General features: G+C 69.5%; 14 protein-coding genes. 6 read left to right on the top strand and 8 right to left on the bottom strand.

All coding sequences use genetic code 11. The features are described 5' to 3' along the window. On the bottom strand, nucleotides 1-1922 hold a 1922-nt coding region (hrpA, locus tag PCA_RS12435; protein WP_255436829.1), incomplete at its 3' end, for an ATP-dependent RNA helicase HrpA. Between the two features lie 139 nt (nucleotides 1923-2061). Between hrpA and PCA_RS12430 the strand changes: the two genes are divergently transcribed. Beyond that, on the top strand, nucleotides 2062-2529 hold the full coding sequence (locus tag PCA_RS12430) for a Dps family protein (protein WP_181302936.1): 468 nt from the start codon (nucleotides 2062-2064) through the stop codon (nucleotides 2527-2529). Between the two features lie 138 nt (nucleotides 2530-2667). Here the strand turns inward: PCA_RS12430 and PCA_RS12425 are convergent, their stop codons facing one another. The 7 genes from PCA_RS12425 to PCA_RS12395 form a co-directional block, all read right to left on the bottom strand. Beyond that, nucleotides 2668-3057, bottom strand: a complete 390-nt coding sequence (locus tag PCA_RS12425) for a DUF6404 family protein (protein ID WP_181302935.1) — start codon at nucleotides 3055-3057, stop codon at nucleotides 2668-2670. A gap of 122 nt (nucleotides 3058-3179) precedes the next feature. After that, the gene (locus PCA_RS12420) at nucleotides 3180-5846 is read right to left on the bottom strand and encodes a pitrilysin family protein (RefSeq protein WP_181302934.1); all 2667 of its coding nucleotides are present in this window, start codon (nucleotides 5844-5846) and stop codon (nucleotides 3180-3182) included. A 67-nt stretch (nucleotides 5847-5913) separates the two neighbouring features. Further along, on the bottom strand, nucleotides 5914-6234 hold the full coding sequence (locus tag PCA_RS12415; protein ID WP_181302933.1) for a hypothetical protein: 321 nt from the start codon (nucleotides 6232-6234) through the stop codon (nucleotides 5914-5916). Between the two features lie 172 nt (nucleotides 6235-6406). Next, nucleotides 6407-7903 carry a hypothetical protein gene (locus tag PCA_RS12410; protein ID WP_181302932.1) on the bottom strand — a complete coding sequence of 499 codons (1497 nt, stop codon included), beginning with the start codon at nucleotides 7901-7903 and terminating at the stop codon, nucleotides 6407-6409. Between the two features lie 34 nt (nucleotides 7904-7937). Then, nucleotides 7938-8834 carry an ABC transporter ATP-binding protein gene (locus PCA_RS12405; RefSeq protein ID WP_181302931.1) on the bottom strand — a complete coding sequence of 299 codons (897 nt, stop codon included), beginning with the start codon at nucleotides 8832-8834 and terminating at the stop codon, nucleotides 7938-7940. Nucleotides 8835-8899: 65 nt separating this feature from the next. Continuing rightward, nucleotides 8900-9124, bottom strand: a complete 225-nt coding sequence (locus PCA_RS12400) for a hypothetical protein (protein WP_181302930.1) — start codon at nucleotides 9122-9124, stop codon at nucleotides 8900-8902. Between the two features lies 1 nt (nucleotide 9125). Further along, a complete protein-coding gene (locus PCA_RS12395) occupies nucleotides 9126-9509 on the bottom strand; it encodes a GntR family transcriptional regulator (protein ID WP_181302929.1) in 384 nt (127 codons plus the stop codon). Between the two features lie 178 nt (nucleotides 9510-9687). Here PCA_RS12395 and PCA_RS12390 point away from each other — a divergent pair, with 178 nt between their 5' ends. The 5 genes from PCA_RS12390 to PCA_RS17620 all read left to right on the top strand — a co-directional run. Then, nucleotides 9688-12282 (top strand): glycosyltransferase family 2 protein, encoded by a 2595-nt coding sequence (locus PCA_RS12390; protein ID WP_181302928.1) that lies wholly within the window; start codon nucleotides 9688-9690, stop codon nucleotides 12280-12282. A 49-nt stretch (nucleotides 12283-12331) separates the two neighbouring features. Further along, entirely contained in the window at nucleotides 12332-13204 is an 873-nt protein-coding gene (locus PCA_RS12385) for a methyltransferase domain-containing protein (protein WP_181302927.1), read from the top strand. A gap of 163 nt (nucleotides 13205-13367) precedes the next feature. Beyond that, the gene (gene mrcB, locus PCA_RS12380; RefSeq protein ID WP_181302926.1) at nucleotides 13368-15728 is read left to right on the top strand and encodes a penicillin-binding protein 1B; all 2361 of its coding nucleotides are present in this window, start codon (nucleotides 13368-13370) and stop codon (nucleotides 15726-15728) included. A 2-nt stretch (nucleotides 15729-15730) separates the two neighbouring features. Beyond that, nucleotides 15731-16264: a tetratricopeptide repeat protein gene (locus PCA_RS12375; RefSeq protein ID WP_181302925.1), complete on the top strand. Its 534-nt coding sequence runs from the start codon at nucleotides 15731-15733 to the stop codon at nucleotides 16262-16264. 82 nt (nucleotides 16265-16346) lie between these two features. Continuing rightward, the coding region (locus PCA_RS17620; RefSeq protein WP_255436827.1) for a DEAD/DEAH box helicase at nucleotides 16347-16724 on the top strand (378 nt) is incomplete at its 3' end.

Raw genomic sequence — 16724 nt, 5'->3', positions numbered from 1 at the left:
TTTTTATCCCGCAAGCGCGGCCCCTCACCCCGACCCTCTCCCCGGAGGGGAGAGGGGGAAGGCGCGTCGAGCTTCCACCCCAACTCCTGCACCACCAGCAGCAGCTGCCGGTGCAGTTCGCGCCATTCGCGCATGCGCATGAAGCTGAGGAAGTGCCGCGAGCACCAGTCGCGCAGTTTCGACTGGGTGAGTTCCTCGTGCGCCTTGCCGTAATCGCGCCACAGGTTCAGCACGCCGAGGAAATCGGATTTCGGGTCGGCGAACGCGGCGTGCGCGGCGTCGGCCTGCTGCCGCGCGTCGGCGGGGCGTTCGCGCGGGTCCTGGATGCTGAGGAAGGACACCACCGTCAGCAGCTCGCGCAGCGCGCCGAGTCTTTCCGCTTCCACCAGCATGCGCGCCAGCTGTACGTCGATCGGCAGCCGGGCCAGCGTGCGGCCGATCGCGGTGAGCGTGCGCGCCGCGTCGATCGCGCCGATCTCGGCGAGGCGGCGGTAGCCGTCGGCGACCACGCGCGGATCGGGCGCGTCGAGGAAGGGGAAATCGTCCACCTCGCCCAGCTGCAGCGCCAGCATGCGCAGGGTCACGTTGGCCAGCGAGGAGCGCAGCAGTTCGGGGTCGGTGAATTCGCTGCGCGCGGCGAAATCCGCCTCGTCGTACAGGCGGTAGCAGATGCCGGGGCCGATGCGGCCGCAGCGGCCCTTGCGCTGGTCGGCGGCGGCCTGCGAGACCGGCTCCACGTGCAGGCGTTCGAGCTGGCTGCGCTGGCTGTAGCGCTTCACGCGCGCCTGGCCGGTGTCGACCACGTAGCGGATGCGCGGCACGGTGAGCGAGGTTTCCGCCACGTTCGTCGCCAGCACCACGCGGCGTTTCGGACCGGGCTTGAAGACGCGGTCCTGGTCGGCGGCGGAGAGCCGCGCGTACAGCGGCAGGATCTCGGTCTCGCGGTATTGCCGGCGCGACAGCAGCAGGTGCGCGTCGCGGATCTCGCGCTCGCCGGGCAGGAACACCAGCACGTCGCCGGGGCCGCCGCCCAGGCTGCGGTCGGCCACGATCTCGTCGAGCACGGCGGCGATGTGTTCGGTGCTGCCCTGGCCCACGCCGCGTGCGCGTTCGCCGCCGAGCTGGTCGACGGGCCGCCAGCGCAGCTCCACCGGATACGCGCGGCCTTCCACCGAGACCACCGGCGCGCCGCCGAAGTGTTCCGCGAAACGCGCGGTGTCGATGGTGGCCGAGGTGACGATGATCTTGAGGTCGGGGCGCTTCGCGGCGAGGCGCTTGAGATAGCCGAGCAGGAAGTCGATGTTGAGGCTGCGCTCGTGCGCCTCGTCGATGATCAGGGTGTCGTAGGCCGACAGCCAGGGATCGCCCTGCGTCTCGGCGAGCAGGATGCCGTCGGTCATGAACTTCACCAGCGTGCGCTCGCTCACCTGGTCGGTGAAGCGCACCTGGAAGCCCACCTGGTCGCCGAGCTGGGTGCCGAGTTCCTCCGCCACGCGGCGCGCCACCGAGCGTGCGGCCAGCCGGCGCGGCTGGGTGCAGCCGATCAGCCCCGCCTCGCCGCGGCCGGCGGCCAGGCACAGCTTGGGCAATTGCGTGGTCTTGCCCGAGCCGGTTTCGCCGGCGATCACCACCACCTGGTGCTCGCGGATCAGCTTGACGATCTCGTCGGCGCGCGCGGTGATGGGCAGCGATTCGTCGAGCCGAATCGCGGGCTTGGCCTCCATGCGCTTGCGGCGCTTCGCCGCGGAGGCCTCGATATCCGCAGCCAGCGCGGCAAGCTTCCTTGCGTCGGGGCGCCTGGACAGCGCGCGCCAGCGCCCCAGCAGACGGCCGAAGTCGCGGCTGCACACGCCATCCAGCGCCCCGCGTAGCGTGCGCAGGGAAGGTTCGGAAGCGGGGTGCGGGCGGCCGGGGTCGTTCATGGAACCGCACATGATAGCGGCAGGCGTTTCGCTCAACCGATAGCCTGTGGCTATCGCGGGCATCGCAAGGATTCATTTCACTGTCATCCGCAGCGACGTTACTGTCGCCACCATCCCACGACGCGAAGAGGAAGCCACCATGGCCACGAACATCGGTATTGCCCGCAAAGACCGCGAAGCCATCGCCAAGCAGTTGTCCAGGCTGCTGGCCGACACCTACTCGCTGTACCTCAAGACCCACAGCTTCCACTGGAACGTCACCGGCCCGCAGTTCAACAGCCTGCACGCGATGTTCGAGACCCAGTACAACGAGCTGTGGCTGGCCGCCGACGAAGTGGCCGAGCGCATCCGCACGCTGGACATGTTCGCGCCCGGTTCCTACAGCCAGTTCGCCAAGCTCAGCTCCATCAAGGAAGAAGCCGGTGTGCCGGAGTGGAAAGTGATGGTGAACCAGCTGGTGGAAGGCCACGAAATCGCCGCGCACACCGCGCGTGCCGCGATCAAGGTGGCGGACAAGGCCGGCGACGAAGGCACCGCCGACATGCTCACCGGTCGCCTCAAGGCGCACGAGAAGACGGCGTGGATGCTGCGCTCGCTGCTGAAGTGAGTTGCCTGGGGCCCCAATGACAAAGCCCGCCGAGTGGCGGGCTTTGTCATTGGGGCATGTCGTGCGAGTGGTGGTGTTGCGGTGCATGCTCCGAGTCCATCGGCTCGCGAATCGTGCCGGATACTCGTTTGGAGTGCCTCATTCCACCGCCGGATGAAAATCCGACCATGCGGGGATGGCGTTTCGACGCGCGCCGCGGTGGTAATGCCACGCCATTGCCAAGCCGAAAAGACTGCCAGAAGCAAGCAGCATGACCGCGAACAGGCCAATGTTTTGTGACGTAGAAAGCACGTGACGCTGGGGTAGCCAGCCTGCGAGGCGGAGGGCTTGCATCGCGATGCTCCACGTGACGCCGAAGAATCCGCCCATCAACAGGGCGTTTCCAGCGAAGCTGCGGAAGTGAGGTGGCGGTACCTCTGCGCCGAAGCGCCAGAGCAAGCGGAACAGAGGTGGAGCGCTGTCGGATGGACTGATGCCTTTGGCGTCGAGAAGACGACGTGCCTTGTCGAGTTTGTCGCTGAAATTCATGATGTCTTCCTTGGATATGGCCGCGATCGTGCTTGGACGCGGTTGCGCACCCTGTGCGCGACGCCTTGATTCCATCCACCAAGGCATGCGCGCACAGGATGTGCTGCTGCATCTGACAAGGCTCAGCTCTTCGGCGCTGGCCCCTTCACCGCGGTGACCAGCCCGTCCGGGCGCACGTACTTCTGGAAGGCCCGCTGCACTTCCGGTGCGGTGAGTTCGAGGTAGTGCTGGCCGGCGACGGTCATCGCATCCAGCGGCTTGCCCTGCAGCGACAGGGTGAGCAACTGGCCGCCGATCGCGCCGAAGCTGGATTCGCCGAGCGGGATGCGGCGCAGCAGGATGCCCTTGGCCTGCTTCAGCTCGGTGTCGGTCACCGACTGCTGCTGCATCTGCTTGAGGTTCTGCACCACCAGCGCGCTGGCCGCTGCCACCTTGTCGGGATCGCAACCGAAGAACACCTTGTAGGTGCCGCGGTGCTTGTCGGCATCCAGGCCCACGCCCACGGTGTAGACGAGGCCGTGCTTTTCGCGCAGGTCGCGGGTGAGCCGCGAGGCGTAGAAGCCGCCGCCCAGCACCTGGTCGCCGAGGTTGATCGCGTAGCGCGCGGGATCGTCGTAGGTGACGGCGATGGTCTGCGCCATGTCCACGCTGTCCTGCACCGCGCTGGCGTCGGGCACGTGCAGCTTGCCGGGCTGGTTCGCGGGCACGGCGGCGTAGTCGGTGTCGGGCTTCGGTCCGCTGGCCTTCCAGTCGCCGAAGGCCTGTTCGATCACCTGCTTCGCCTGCGCCGGATCGACCTTGCCGACGATCACGATGGTGGTCATGTCGGGGCGGAAGGTCTGCGCGTAATACTGCTTCACCTTGTCCAGCGTCAGCGTCGTCACGTTTTGCGGCGTGGCGTGGCGCAGCTGCAGGTCGTTCGCGGGCAGCAGCGCCTTGCCCAGGCCCAGCTGCAGCAGGAAATCGGGCGACTGCAGCTGTCCGGCCAGCATGCCGGCGGTCTGTTGCTGCACCACGCCGAAAGCCTGCGCGGGCAGGGCGGGGTGCAGTTCGTTGTCGGCCAGCAGCTTCACGCCTTCGGCGAAGTGCGCGGACGGCACCGCCAGCGAGAAGTGGGACCCGGCGTTCGCGCGCGCGCTGATTTCGTCCAGCGCCTGCTGGAACTGCAGGCGGTCCATGTGCTCGGTGCCGAACGGGAACAGGCCGCCCAGCACGTCGGCCACGCCTTCCTCGCCCTTCGCGGCCTGCAGGTCCTGGTTGGTCTTGATGCGGCCGAAGAGTTCCACTGTGTCGCTGATGGTTTCCGGCTGCACGATCAGGGTGAGGCCGTTCGGCAGGGTGTAGGTGACCGGGTTCAGCGAGGACTTCGGCACTTCGAGCCTGGCGAACGCCTGCTCGGCCCATGCGGGCAACTGCACCGGCTTGTCGGGGCTGGAAGCGAAGCTCTCGGCGCCGCCGAAGCCCTTGCCCGCCACCGGCTTGCCCGAGCTTTCCGGGGTGAGGATGGCGGTGATCGCGTGGGCGGGGTCGAAAGTCTGCTTCGCCAGCGCATTCACCGCCGCCGGCGTCACGGCCTCGATCGCCGCCTTGATCGCGTCGGGCGACTCTGCACCCTGGAAGGCCAGCGCGTGCGACCAGGCGTTGGCGAGGCCGTCCACCGAGTTCTTCTTGAATTCCAGGCTCGCGATCGCCTTGCGCTTGGCCGCGTCCACAAGCGCCGGATCGATACCCTTGCTCGCCGCCTCGGCAAGGATGCCCTGCATCTTCGCGAGGATGGGTTGCGGGTTGCCGCCCTTGGGGAAGATGCCCACGGCCATGCCCACGCCAGCATGCGGCATGGACTCGCCGAAGAAGCCGCCGAACAGCGCGGTGCCGTCGAAGCGCATGCCCGCGAGCGCGGCGCGCTGCGAGCCCAGCGCCTGGCCCAGCACCAGGGCGGTGGCATGGTCCTTCGAGGTGAGCCCCGGCATGCGGTAGCCCAGGTAGACCGAACCGTAGGGGCTGTCGGTGGGCAACTGCACCGTCTTCGCCGTCACCGGCTTGAACTCGAACGCGGGACGGGCAGGCAGCGTCCTGCGCGCGATGCCGCCGAACTCCTGCTTCACCTTCGCCAGCGTGGCGGCGGGATCGACATCGCCCGCGATCACCAGGATCGCGTTGTTCGGTGCGTACCAGGTGTCGTGGAAGTGCTTCAGCATCGCCGCCGTGGTCTTCTCGAACGAGGGCCGCGTGCCCAGCGGCGTATGCGCGTACGGCGTGCCGGCGAACATCTGCTCCAGCAGCTGCGTGTAGAACTTGAAGTCGGGGCTGGAGAGGTCGCGCGAGACTTCCTGCTCGATCGCGCCGCGCTCCTTGTCCCATTCCTTCTGGTCCATGTCCACGCCGCGCATGCGCAGGCTCTGCACGTGCAAGGCCACGTCGAGGTCCTGCGCCGGCGCCACGAAGTAGTACTGCGTCACGCCCTGCGTGGTGTCGGCATTGAACGCGCCGCCCATGTTCGCCGCGATCGCCGCGAGCTGGTCCTTGCTGAGGCCGGGGCTGCCGCGGAACATCATGTGTTCCACCGCGTGCGCGGTGCCGGGGAAGCCTTCCGGCACCTCGTCGGAACCGGCGAGGTAGTTCATCTCGGTGGTGATCACCGGCGCCAGCGTGTCGCGCACGATCACCACCCGCAGGCCGTTGTCCAGCGTGGCACGGGTGACGTCGGCGTCGTTCGTCGCGGCCATCGCGCCGCCCGCCGCCAGCGCCAGGCCGATTGCCGCGGCCAGTTGCAGAACTCGCTTGTTCATCGTTCGATCCTTGTGTCGTTGCGAAGACGGACGCGCGCCTCGCGTCCCGAGGTTTGGAGCGAAGGATTCAACCGCCCGGGCCGCTGCCCGCAGCGGGACCGCGGGCCACGGCCACGATGCAGGCTTGGGCGCGCCGCCGGCTCAGAAGTTCCCCGATGCCGCTGCACAGGCAGGCGCAAGCCCAGACGATGTTGAACACCGGGTTCGCGAAAGGCCGGGACAGCAGGAAGGCGCCCGCGATCATGACCGCGAGGCCGATGCCGCCCAGCACGAACCACACGCGGTAATGCTTGCGCGCCAGCGCCGTCTGCGCGTGGATGAGGTTCGCCGCGGCGACGAACGGCAACCCGTAGTCGCGCTGCAGGGACCGGATGGTCGCAAAGCTCATGGTCGTGCCTCCCTGGATGAATTCACCTGTCCGTGGCGGGTGCGCATGCTGCCGCCGACCCTGATCGCGCCGAACGCGGGGCCGGTGCCGGCATGCGGCACGGCAGGTGCTGCAGCGTAGCGAACCGGCGCGCGCAAGTACTTGCGCGCGCCGGCACCCGGTCCATCCACCCTCACGCGCTGGCCAGGAACGGATGCGGGCGGCGCAGCAAGGCCTGCCAGCCGCGGCGCCCCAGCCACAGCAGCACCACTGCCATCGCCACCCACGCGACGCTGAGCCAGCCCTGGACGAGGTTCGCGTACTGCCAGGGGTGACGGCCCAGGGTGGTTATCGGTATGAAGGTGCTGACGAAGAACAGCACCAGCAACGGGGTGTAGACCAGCCACTCGCCCCAGGTCGGCAACTTGCGGCCGCCCAGCGTGCACAGCACCTGCGCGACCATCGCGCCCGCGACGGCCAGTTGGGGCAGGGCGACCAGCAGCAGGCTGAGCCCGCTCATGTGCCGGTAGTGCGCGGCGATCAGCGCTGCGACAAGCACGGTGCCCAGCACCAGGAGCTGCGCGGTCACCGGCGAGGTGAGCGCGGCGCGCAGCAGGCTGCGCCGCACATGCGGGGCGTCGCCCAGTCCCGGCAGCAGGGCCAGCAGCGGCAGTTCGGCATTGTTGCGCTGCCAGCGCTGGCGTAGCAGCACCGAGGTCATCGCGGTGAGCATCAGGCTGCCGAACAGCAGGGCCCACAGCAGGCCGGCGCCGAAGCCGATGAGGCTGGCGCTGCTCAAACCCGGCTGGCGATTGCTGGCGAACACCAGCGCCATCACCGGGATCGCCAGCAGGATGGGCAGCAGCACCGGCGCCGCCGCGCGCAGGTGGCCGGCCAGCGTCTTCGGCAGGTACCAGCCGCCCAGCGCCACGCGCAGCGTGCGCACGGTGAATTGCGGCCCGGTGCGGCGCAGGTCGGCGCGCGGCTGCATCCAGTCCGGGCGCTGGCGTATCAATTGCCCGCTGTCCAGTTGCTGCAGGCCGTTCCAGTTGCCCATTGCGCCCTGGCGGCGGTACTGCAGCACCATCGCGCTGCCGAAGCCCAGTTCGTTGTCGGCGTCGCTGCGCAGCAGTTGCCGCCAGCGCAGCACGTCGACGACCAGCAGCGCCGCAGCCGCAAGCGCGCCCCACACCAGCCAGCGCGGGTCGAGCAGGGACGGGAACTGGAACAGGTGGCGCAGCCCGATGTTCAACGCGGGAACGAAGCCCATCAGCATCGCGCACCAGCGCGGCAGCAGCGCGAAGCCCAGGCCCCCGGCCACCGCCAGCGCGGCCAGTACCGCCACCAGCGGCGCCTTCGCGCCCAGCATGCCCAGCACCAGGGTGGGTGCCGCGATCGTGAGCAGGCCATAAAGCAGCATGCCGGCATGGATCGCCCGCTGCATGCCGGGCAGGCGCAGCTTGCGCGCGTCGATGGCCAGCAGCATTCCGGTCGGCAGCCAGAACGCCCACACGAATGCCGCGCCTATGCAGTAGATCCCGGTGCTGAGCGGCCACCAGAGGTGGTCGCGCCCGAACCAGCCGGCCGCGATCGCCCCCAGCACGCAGACGACGAACAGTCCCGACACGAACCAGCGCGTTGCGCGGTGGGTCGAACGCCAGGGCATCAGCAACACCTCGCTCAGGCGCATGTTCTTTCTCCCGCGGTCAGGGTGGCGTGGCGATTCATTCGGCGATCTCCACGAACAGGTCTTCCAGCCCCAGCGCATCGATGCGCGCGCCGGGCAGGTGGGCGGCTTCCGGCCAGCGGCCTTGCGCGTCGCGCTCCACCACCAGGCTGAGGCTGCCGTCCTCGTGGCGGCGGCGGCTCAAGGCCAGCGCAGGCGCGGCCGCGCTCTTTGCCGCGGGCAGCCACAGCCGGGCGTAGCGCTCCTTGGTCTCGTCCACGCCACAGCGCAGCAGCAGGCGGCCCTCGTGCAGGAACGCGATCTCGGACGCCACGCGTTCGAGGTCGGAGACGATGTGGGTGGAGAACAGCACCGTGGTGCCGCTCTCGCCCGCGCGCAGGGCCACCTCGCGCAGCAGCTCGCGGCGCGCCACCGGGTCGAGCGCGGCAGCCGGTTCGTCCAGCACCAGCAGTTCCGGCTGCGAGGCGAGCGCGCGGATCAGGTCCACGCGCTGGCGCTCGCCGGGCGAGAGCTTGGCCAGCAGCTTGTTCGGCTGCAGCTTCCAGCGCTCCAGCGTGCGCTGCGCGAACTCGGCGTCCCAGCGCGGATAGAAGCGGCCCACGTAGTCCAGCATCTGCTGGGCGGTGAGCCAGGCCAGCGCTTCCGGCTGCTGCGGCACGTAGGCGAGCCGGGCCTTGGCGTCGTCGGACAGCTCGAGCGCCGGTTCGCCGAACACCGTCGCGCTGCCGGACAGCGGTTCGAGCAGGCCCAGCATGGCGCGGATCAGGGTGGACTTGCCGGCGCCGTTGCGGCCGATCAGGCCCAGCACGCTGCCGGGCTCCAGCGCGAGGTCCACGCCGCGCAGCACGTTGCTGCCTTCGTAGCAGTGCGTGAGGCCGTGTGCGGCCAGCGGCGAGGCCGCGGCGGATGTCCTTTCGCTGAGCATGGCGTTCATGGTCCTTCCCCGTGTCGATCTGGTGTGAGTGGTTGGGCGATGGCAGTGCCGGATCGCCGCGGTGGTCATGGCGTGGGCGTTTCGGCCCGGGACGGCGCGGCGGCGGGCGGGTGCGCGCGTGCGGCCGGGCGGGCGGCCAGCGCGTGCGGCCGCATCCGTTGCCGCAGCCGCTGCAGCCAGGCGAGCCGCCGGTCCGGCTGGCGGGAGCCGCGGCGCCAGGGCAGCGGCACGGCGACCAGCAGGCAGGGCAGCAGGACGGCGATGGCGAGCGTGGCGGGCGTGGCGAGCATCTCAGTCCCCCATCAGCTTGCCGAGCCGGCGCAGCACCGGGTCGGGCGGCAGTTCCAGTTCGCGCGCGTGGCGGGCCAGTTCGAGCAGTTGGGGCTCCAGCAGGGCGAGGCGCTGGCTTTCGCTCTGGCTGGCGCGGCGCGTGGCGGCCACCGCCATGCCCTTGCCGCGCAGGCGTTCCAGCAGGCCCTCCGCCTCGGCCAGGCCGTAGGCGCGCGACACCGTCATCGGGTTGATCGCGTGGAAGCCGGCCACTTCGCGCACCGAAGGCAGCAGCTCGCCCGCGGCGAGCTGGCCGCCGGCGATCAGCCGGCGCAGCTGTTCCACGATCTGCCGGTAGATCGGCTCGGGCGCGTTCGGCTGTATCGTGAGCAGGGAGGCATCCATGTGTATCAATACAACAATACACGTGCAGGGCTGTCAAGCATGACTTGCGACCTGGTCGCCGCCGGCTGCCCTGACCTTGCGCTGACCACGGAGGCCGCCCTTTATTGAGGCCGGCGCCGTGCATTGGTTAAGCTCACGCGGCTTGGCACGCCTCAGGAGAGGCATCCCGGGGACTTTCTTGAGCGCCGATCTTTCTTTTCAACGCCGCCCTTCGCTGTTCATTGCCGTCGTGCTGGCGCTGGTGGTGGCCGCGCTGAACATCGCCCTGTGGTGGTGGGGCAACCGCCCGCATGGACCCGAGGACTGGCACGGTCCCATCGGCGGTTTCGCGCTGGAGCCGTACCAGCGCTACCAGGATCCGCTGAAGGACAAGTTCCCCAGCGACGAGCAGATCGACGCCGATCTCCGGCTGGTGCGCCAGTACACCCCGAACATCCGCACCTACTCGATGCTGCAGACCCCGCAGGTTCCGCGCCTCGCGGAGCGCGAGGGGCTGAAGCTGCTGTCCGGCGCGTGGATCGACACGCGGCTGGACAACAACGAACGCGAGATCGCCGCGCTGATCGCGCAGGCGCGGCGCTACCCCGGCACCATCACCCGGGTGCTGGTGGGCAACGAGACGCTGTTCCGCAACAACGTCACGCCCGAACAGATGATGGCCTACCTGGACCGGGTGCGCGCCGCGCTGCGCCAGCCGGTGTCCACCGCCGAGCCCGACTACATCTGGATGAAGTATCCCGAGCTGGCCGAGCACGTGGACTTCATCACCGTGCACCTGTTCCCGTACTGGAACGGCATCCCGCGCAAGGACGCGATCGGCGCGGCGCTGGGCAGCTACGAGCAGTTGCAGAAGCAGTTCCCCGGCAAGCACATCGTGATCGGCGAGATCGGCTGGCCGTCGAACGGCGACCGCAAGGAGTACGCCTACCCGTCGGTGTCGGACGAGGCGATCTTCCTGCGCCAGTGGTTCAACGTGGCGAAGCAGCTGCATCTCGACTATTACGTGATGGAGGCGTTCGACCAGCCCTGGAAGGAGCAGCTCTCGGGCCGCACCGAGGCGTACTGGGGCATGTTCAACGCCGACCGCCAGCCGAAGTTCCCGTTCACCGGCCCGGTGACGGAAGACACCGGCTGGCCGTGGAAGGCGCTGGCGGCGAGCCTGCTGGCCCTGCTGCCGATGATCTGGTTCGCGCGGCGCTTCGCGCGCTTCAAGCTCACCGGGCGCTTCTTCTTCTGCGCGCTGATCCAGCTCGCCTGCGGCCTGATCGTGTGGTCGGCCACGCTGCCGTTCAACTTCTACCTGAGCTGGGTGGACTGGACGATGCTGGTGCTGCTGTTCCCGGCCCAGATCGCGATCCTCGCCATCCTGCTGATCAACGGCTTCGAGTTCACCGAGGTGCTGTGGCGGCGCGAGTGGGTGCGCCATGCCGGCATGCTGCGGCCGGACAGCCCCGAGAAGCAGCCGTTCGTCTCCATCCACCTGGCCTGCTACAACGAGCCGCCGGAGATGGTGATCGTCACGCTGGATTCGCTGGCCGAGCTCGACTACCAGAACTACGAAGTGCTGGTGATCGACAACAACACCAAGGACCCGGCGGTGTGGGGCCCGGTGAAGGACTATTGCGAGAAGCTGGGCAAGCGCTTCCGCTTCTTCCACCTGGAGCCGTGGCCCGGCTTCAAGGCCGGCGCGCTGAATTTCGGCTTGAAGGAAACCGCGCCCGAGGCCGACGTGGTGGCGGTGATCGACGCCGACTACGTGGTGCGCCACGACTGGCTGGCCACGCTCACGGGTTACTTCCACGATCCGAAGGTGGCGGTGGTGCAGTGCCCGCAGGCGCACCGCGACTTCGAGCACAACCGCTTCCGCCGCATGACCGCGTGGGAATACGACGGCTTCTTCCGCATCGGCATGCACCATCGCAACGAGCGCAACGCGATCATCCAGCACGGCACCATGACCATGGTGCGGCGTAGCGCGCTGGAAGGCACCGGCGGCTGGTCGGAGTGGACGATCTGCGAGGACGCCGAGCTGGGCCTGCGCCTGATGCATGCCGGCTACGAGCTGGTCTACGTCGACGAGCTGATGGGCAAGGGCCTCACCCCGGCCGACTTCAAGGCGTACAAGAGCCAGCGCTACCGCTGGGCCTTCGGCGCGATGCAGATCCTCAAGGGCCGCTGGAGCTGGATGACGCAGCGGGGGCCGCTCTCGGCCGGCCAGCGCTTCCACTTCCTCACCGGCTGGTTCAGCTGGTTCGCCGACGCGCTGCACCTGATCTTCACCCTGATGGCGCTGTTCTGGACCGCGGGCATGGTCGCGCTTCCGCAGTATTTCAGCCTGCCGATGCAGCTGTTCCTGATCCCGGTGATCGGCTTCTTCTTCGCCAAGGCGATCTTCGGCATCGTGCTGTACCGCGCCCGCGTGCCCTGCGGCTGGTACGACACCCTGATGGCCTCGCTGGCCAGCATGGGTCTGTCGCACGCCATCGCGCGCGGCATCCTGCACGGGCTCACCCGCCAGAAGACCTCGTTCGTGGTCACCGCCAAGAGCCGGCGCATGGGCGGCAGCAGCTTCGCCGCGTTCGCGCCGGTGCGCGAGGAACTGCTGATGGCGGTCGCGCTGGCGCTGTGCATCGTGGGCATGGCGCGCAGCTACGGCACGCACTACATCGAGGGCATGCTGTGGATGTTCATCCTCGCCGCGCAATCCATCCCCTATGTCTCGGCCGTGGTCGGCGCGTGGATCGCGCACCGGGCGGGCGACAAGTCGGGCTGACCGGGATGTCGCCGGTGGTGCCGGCGGGCCCGGCAGGCGGGGACGCGGCATGACGCGGATTTCGTGGTTTGCGGATCGCGACGGATTCACCGCCGCCGCATCGGGCCTGCAGGACGCGATCGTGCGGTTCGACCGGCCGATCGCCGCCTCGTCGGCGGCATCGGGGTATTGCACGGCGTGCGGCCGGCCCAGCGAATTCGAGGTCGGCCAGGGCGGCGACCACCCCAACCTGCGCGAAAGCCTGCGCTGCCGTCGCTGCGGCCTGACCACGCGGCAGCGCCTGATCCACTGCGCGCTCGCCGGGGAGGCCGAAGGCCGTGGCGGCGCGCTGCGTGGCGCGCTGCTGGAAAAATCCACCCGGCTGTACCGCGTGGCCCATGCCCGCTGGCCATGGCTCACCGGTTCGGAGTTCCTCGGTGCGGACCGCGTTCCGGGACGAAGCTACTGGTGGTCGACGCACTGGTGGCGCTGGCGTCGCACGCGGCACGAATCGATCACCTCGTTCTCGTACGCCGCGCAGTCGCTGGACCTGCTGGTGCACAGCGACGTGCTCGAACACGTTTTCGACACCGGCGCGGCGCTGCGCGAATGCGCACGCGTGCTGCGCAACGGCGGCGCCATGCTGTTCACCGTGCCGTTCGCCATCGGCAACACCGCTTCCATCCTGCGCGGACGGCTGCTGCCCGACGGCAGCGTGGAACACATCGAGCCGCCCGAGTACCACGGCGACGGCGTTCGCCACGGCGGCATCTACACGTTCCACACGTTCGGCTGGGATATCGTCGACCGCCTGCGCGAGGCGGGGTTCGCGCGGGTGGAAATCGGCCTGTGCCACGCGCCGCGCGAAGGCTTCACGGCGTCCAATCCCGGCGTCGCGCAGGCGTGGATGGGCTTGCCCACCCTGTTTCGCGCGACCCGGTGACGGCTGCAGCCCTGGCCGCCTGCCTGGCCCGGCGGCTTGCGGCCAGGTGCCTCGCGGCGCCTGCCAGCGCCCTTGCGCCGCCCCCGAAAGCGCCCCGGCCGTTCATATCCGCGCCGGGTAGCACCCCCTATCATCCGGACACCGTGCCCTGGATTCCCCTGCATTGGCCTTGTTGACCCGTACCCGTTCGTTCGCACGCGCCTGCTGGCCGTGGGTGCGTATCCCGTTCTGGATCGGCCTGGGCCTGCTGGTGGGCTTCGTGCTGCCGTACACGCTGGTGCTGAACAAGCGCGTGCAGCAGCGTTTCAGCGACCTGGTGTTCGCGGTGCCCACGCGGGTGTTCGCGCGGCCGCTGCCGCTGGCCGCCGGCGAGCCCATGACCTCGGCCGCGCTGCAGCTGGAGCTCACGTTCGCCGGTTACAGCGACGACGGCCACGGCAAGGTCGCGGGCAGCTGGGCCCGGCAGGGCAGCAGCTACACGATCTCCTCGCGCGGCTATGCCGGGCCGGAGGGCGGCGAGCTGCCCAAGCGCATCCAGGTGACCCTGGGCAAGGGCACGGTCGCCGCGGTGCGCGACCTCGCCACCGGCAAGCCCCTGGAGCTCACCCACCTCGATCCCGCGCGCATCGCCACCGTGTACGGCGCGAACCAGGTCGAACGGCGCATCGTGCGCCTGACCGACCTGCCGCCGCTGCTGGTGGGCGGCCTGCAGGCGGTGGAAGACCGCAGCTTCAAGCACAACATCGGCATCGACTTCGGCGGCATCCTGCGCGCCGCGTTCGCGAACCTGCGCGCCGGCCGCACCGTGCAGGGGGCCTCCACGCTGACCCAGCAGCTGGTGCGCAACCTCTACCTCAGCCGCGAGCAGACCTTCACGCGCAAGATCAACGAGGCGCTGATGTCGCTGCTGCTGGAGATGCACTACAGCAAGGACCGCATCCTCGAGGCCTACGTCAACGAGGTGTTCCTGGGCCAGCAGGGCGGCCAGGCGGTGCACGGTTTCGCGGCGGCGTCGGAGTTCTACTACGGCCGCCCGCTGCGCGACCTGCGCCCGCAGGAGATCGCCTTGCTGGTCGGCCTGGTGAAGGGGCCGAGCTACTACGACCCGCGCCGCTATCCGGACCGCGCGCTGGCGCGCCGCAACCTGGTGCTGCAGGAGTTCGTCGACACCGGGCTGCTGGCGCCGGAGCAGGCGAAGCTCGCGCAGGCCGCGCCGCTGGACGTGATCAGGAACGGCCAGCTGCCGCACAACCGCTTCCCTGCCTTCATGCAGCTGGTGCGCCAGCAGATCACCGCCGATTTCGACGAGGACACGCTGCGCGCGGGCAACCTGTCGATCTTCACCACGCTGGACCCGGCCGCGCAGCTCTACACCGAGCAGGCGGTCGCCACCACGATGAAGGAACTGGGCAAGCGCGCCGACCCGATCCAGGCCGCCGGCGTGGTCACCGACGCCCACGACGGCAGCGTGCTGGCGATGGTGGGCAGCAAGATCCCCGGCGACCAGGGCTTCAACCGCGCGATGGATTCGCAGCGGCCGATCGGCTCCACCATCAAGCCGTTCGTCTACCTGGTGGCGCTGGCCAATCCCTCGCGCTGGAACCTCGCCACCGCGCTGGACGACAGCCCGCTCAGCATGCGCATGCCGAACGGCACGCTGTGGGAGCCGCACAACGACGACAACGAGAGCCACGGCATGGTGCCGATGGTGGACGCGCTGGCGCATTCCTGGAACATCGCCAGCATCCGGCTGGGCCTCGCGGTGGGCCTGCCGCGCGTCCGCGGCTTCCTGCAGTCGTTCGGGCTGACCAACGTCAACAACGGCCCCTCGCTGCTGATCGGCGCGCTGGACCTCGCGCCGCTGCAGGTGGCGCAGATGTACGAATACATCGCCTCCGACGGGCATGCGCTGCCGCTGCTGTCGGTGCGCGGCGTGGTGGACGGCAACGGGCGCACCGTCAAGCGCTACGAGGTGCAGGCCGGCAAGGGCGAATACCAGCCGGCGGTGCGCCTGGTGACCTGGGCGATGCAGCAGGTGTCGCTGTACGGCACCGCGCATTCGCTGGGCGACTCCAGCCTCGCCTCGCTGCACGTCGCCGGCAAGACCGGCACCAGCAATGACCTGCGCGACAGCTGGTTCGCCGGCTTCACCGGCGAGCACCTCGGGGTGTTCTGGATGGGCCGCGACGACAACAAGCCCACCCACCTGTTCGGCGCCACCGGCGCGCTGCGCGTGTGGCGCAACCTGTTCGCCAAGCTGCCCACCCGGCCGCTGCCCGCCACGCTGGGCGACGGCCTGCAGATGGCCTGGATCAACCCCGTCGACGGCCGCCCCACCGAGTCGCAGTGCAGCGGCGCGAAGCAGGTGCCGGTGGTGGCGGGCTCGCTGTCCGGCGACGTCGAGGGCTGCGGCTTCTGGCAGACCTTGTTCGGCGGCGGCAATCCCGCGGCCGCGGCGTCCGGCGCCGCGCCGGCCGATGCCGATGCGCCCCCGGTGGCCGTCCAACCTCCCAGCGGAAACTGAGCATGTACTTCGTCCGTCCATTCCTGCGTGCGTGGCCCCTGCCGTTGGCGGCGGTGCTGCTGGCAGCCTGCACCACCCCGGCCCCGGTCGAGGCGCCGAAGCCGCGCGCCGCGCTGGCGCCCGCCGCGATGGTCGCGGCGATCCGCGCCGCCGGCGAACGCGAGCAGTCGGTGATCGCGGTGCAGCCGCTCGCCGATCCCGGCATCAACGCGTGGCAGACGGCGGCGGAAGCCGACGTGCGGGCCGGCCATTACGACGCCGCCGCGGCCAAGCTCGACCAGGCGCTGAAGCGCAGCCCGGAATCGCCGGACCTGCTGCAGGATCGCGCCGAGGTGGCGGTGTACCAGCACGACTACGCGCAGGCGCAGAAGCTGGCGCAGCAGTCGTGGACGCTGGGCCCCAAGCTGGGCCCGCTGTGCGCGCGCAACTGGGAGACCATGGCCCAGCTGCGCAAGCAGGCCGACGACGAGGCCGGCGCCGCCACCGCGCAGAAGTGGGTGGAGAAGTGCCACGTGCAGGGCGTGAACCGCTTCTGAGTTCCCGCGTGCGGCCGGCCGCCGCCGCGCCGCGCGCGCGAAACGGTTTGGCCGCGTGCAGGCGCTGGGCGATACTGCGGCGATGATGGATTCCGACGACACGCCGCCCGACCGCGTCGATGCGCTGCTGGGCGCCGATGGCCCGTTCGCGCGCGAGCTGCCGAACTTCGCGCCGCGCGCCGCGCAGCAGGCGATGGCGGCGGCAGTGGCGCAGGCCATCGCCGGGCGCGACACCCTGGTCGCCGAGGCGGGCACCGGCACCGGCAAGACCTACGCCTACCTGGTGCCCGCGCTGCTGTCCGGCGAGCGCGTGGTCGTTTCCACCGGCACCAAGGCGCTGCAGGATCAGCTGTATTTCCGCGACCTGCCGAAAGTGGTTTCCGTGCTCGGCGCGCGCCTGAAGACGGCGCTGCTGAAGGGGCGCGCGAATTACCTCTGCCTGTATCGCCTCGACCAGACC

This window comes from Rhodanobacter sp. PCA2 (assembly GCF_013620825.1).
Lineage (GTDB): Bacteria > Pseudomonadota > Gammaproteobacteria > Xanthomonadales > Rhodanobacteraceae > Rhodanobacter_A.
Note: the sequence above shows the minus strand (reverse complement) of the source record. Positions and strands in the feature narration are given on the sequence as shown.

Coding starts and splice junctions, on each gene's coding strand:
- PCA_RS12430 (WP_181302936.1), top strand. CDS start 2,062: ATGGCCACGAACATCGGTATTGCCCGCAAAGACCGCGAAGCCATCGCC.
- PCA_RS12395 (WP_181302929.1), bottom strand. CDS start 9,509: ATGGATGCCTCCCTGCTCACGATACAGCCGAACGCGCCCGAGCCGATC.
- PCA_RS12415 (WP_181302933.1), bottom strand. CDS start 6,234: ATGAGCTTTGCGACCATCCGGTCCCTGCAGCGCGACTACGGGTTGCCG.
- PCA_RS12420 (WP_181302934.1), bottom strand. CDS start 5,846: ATGAACAAGCGAGTTCTGCAACTGGCCGCGGCAATCGGCCTGGCGCTG.
- PCA_RS12385 (WP_181302927.1), top strand. CDS start 12,332: ATGACGCGGATTTCGTGGTTTGCGGATCGCGACGGATTCACCGCCGCC.
- PCA_RS12400 (WP_181302930.1), bottom strand. CDS start 9,124: ATGCTCGCCACGCCCGCCACGCTCGCCATCGCCGTCCTGCTGCCCTGC.
- PCA_RS12425 (WP_181302935.1), bottom strand. CDS start 3,057: ATGAATTTCAGCGACAAACTCGACAAGGCACGTCGTCTTCTCGACGCC.
- PCA_RS12410 (WP_181302932.1), bottom strand. CDS start 7,903: ATGCGCCTGAGCGAGGTGTTGCTGATGCCCTGGCGTTCGACCCACCGC.
- PCA_RS12375 (WP_181302925.1), top strand. CDS start 15,731: ATGTACTTCGTCCGTCCATTCCTGCGTGCGTGGCCCCTGCCGTTGGCG.
- PCA_RS12405 (WP_181302931.1), bottom strand. CDS start 8,834: ATGAACGCCATGCTCAGCGAAAGGACATCCGCCGCGGCCTCGCCGCTG.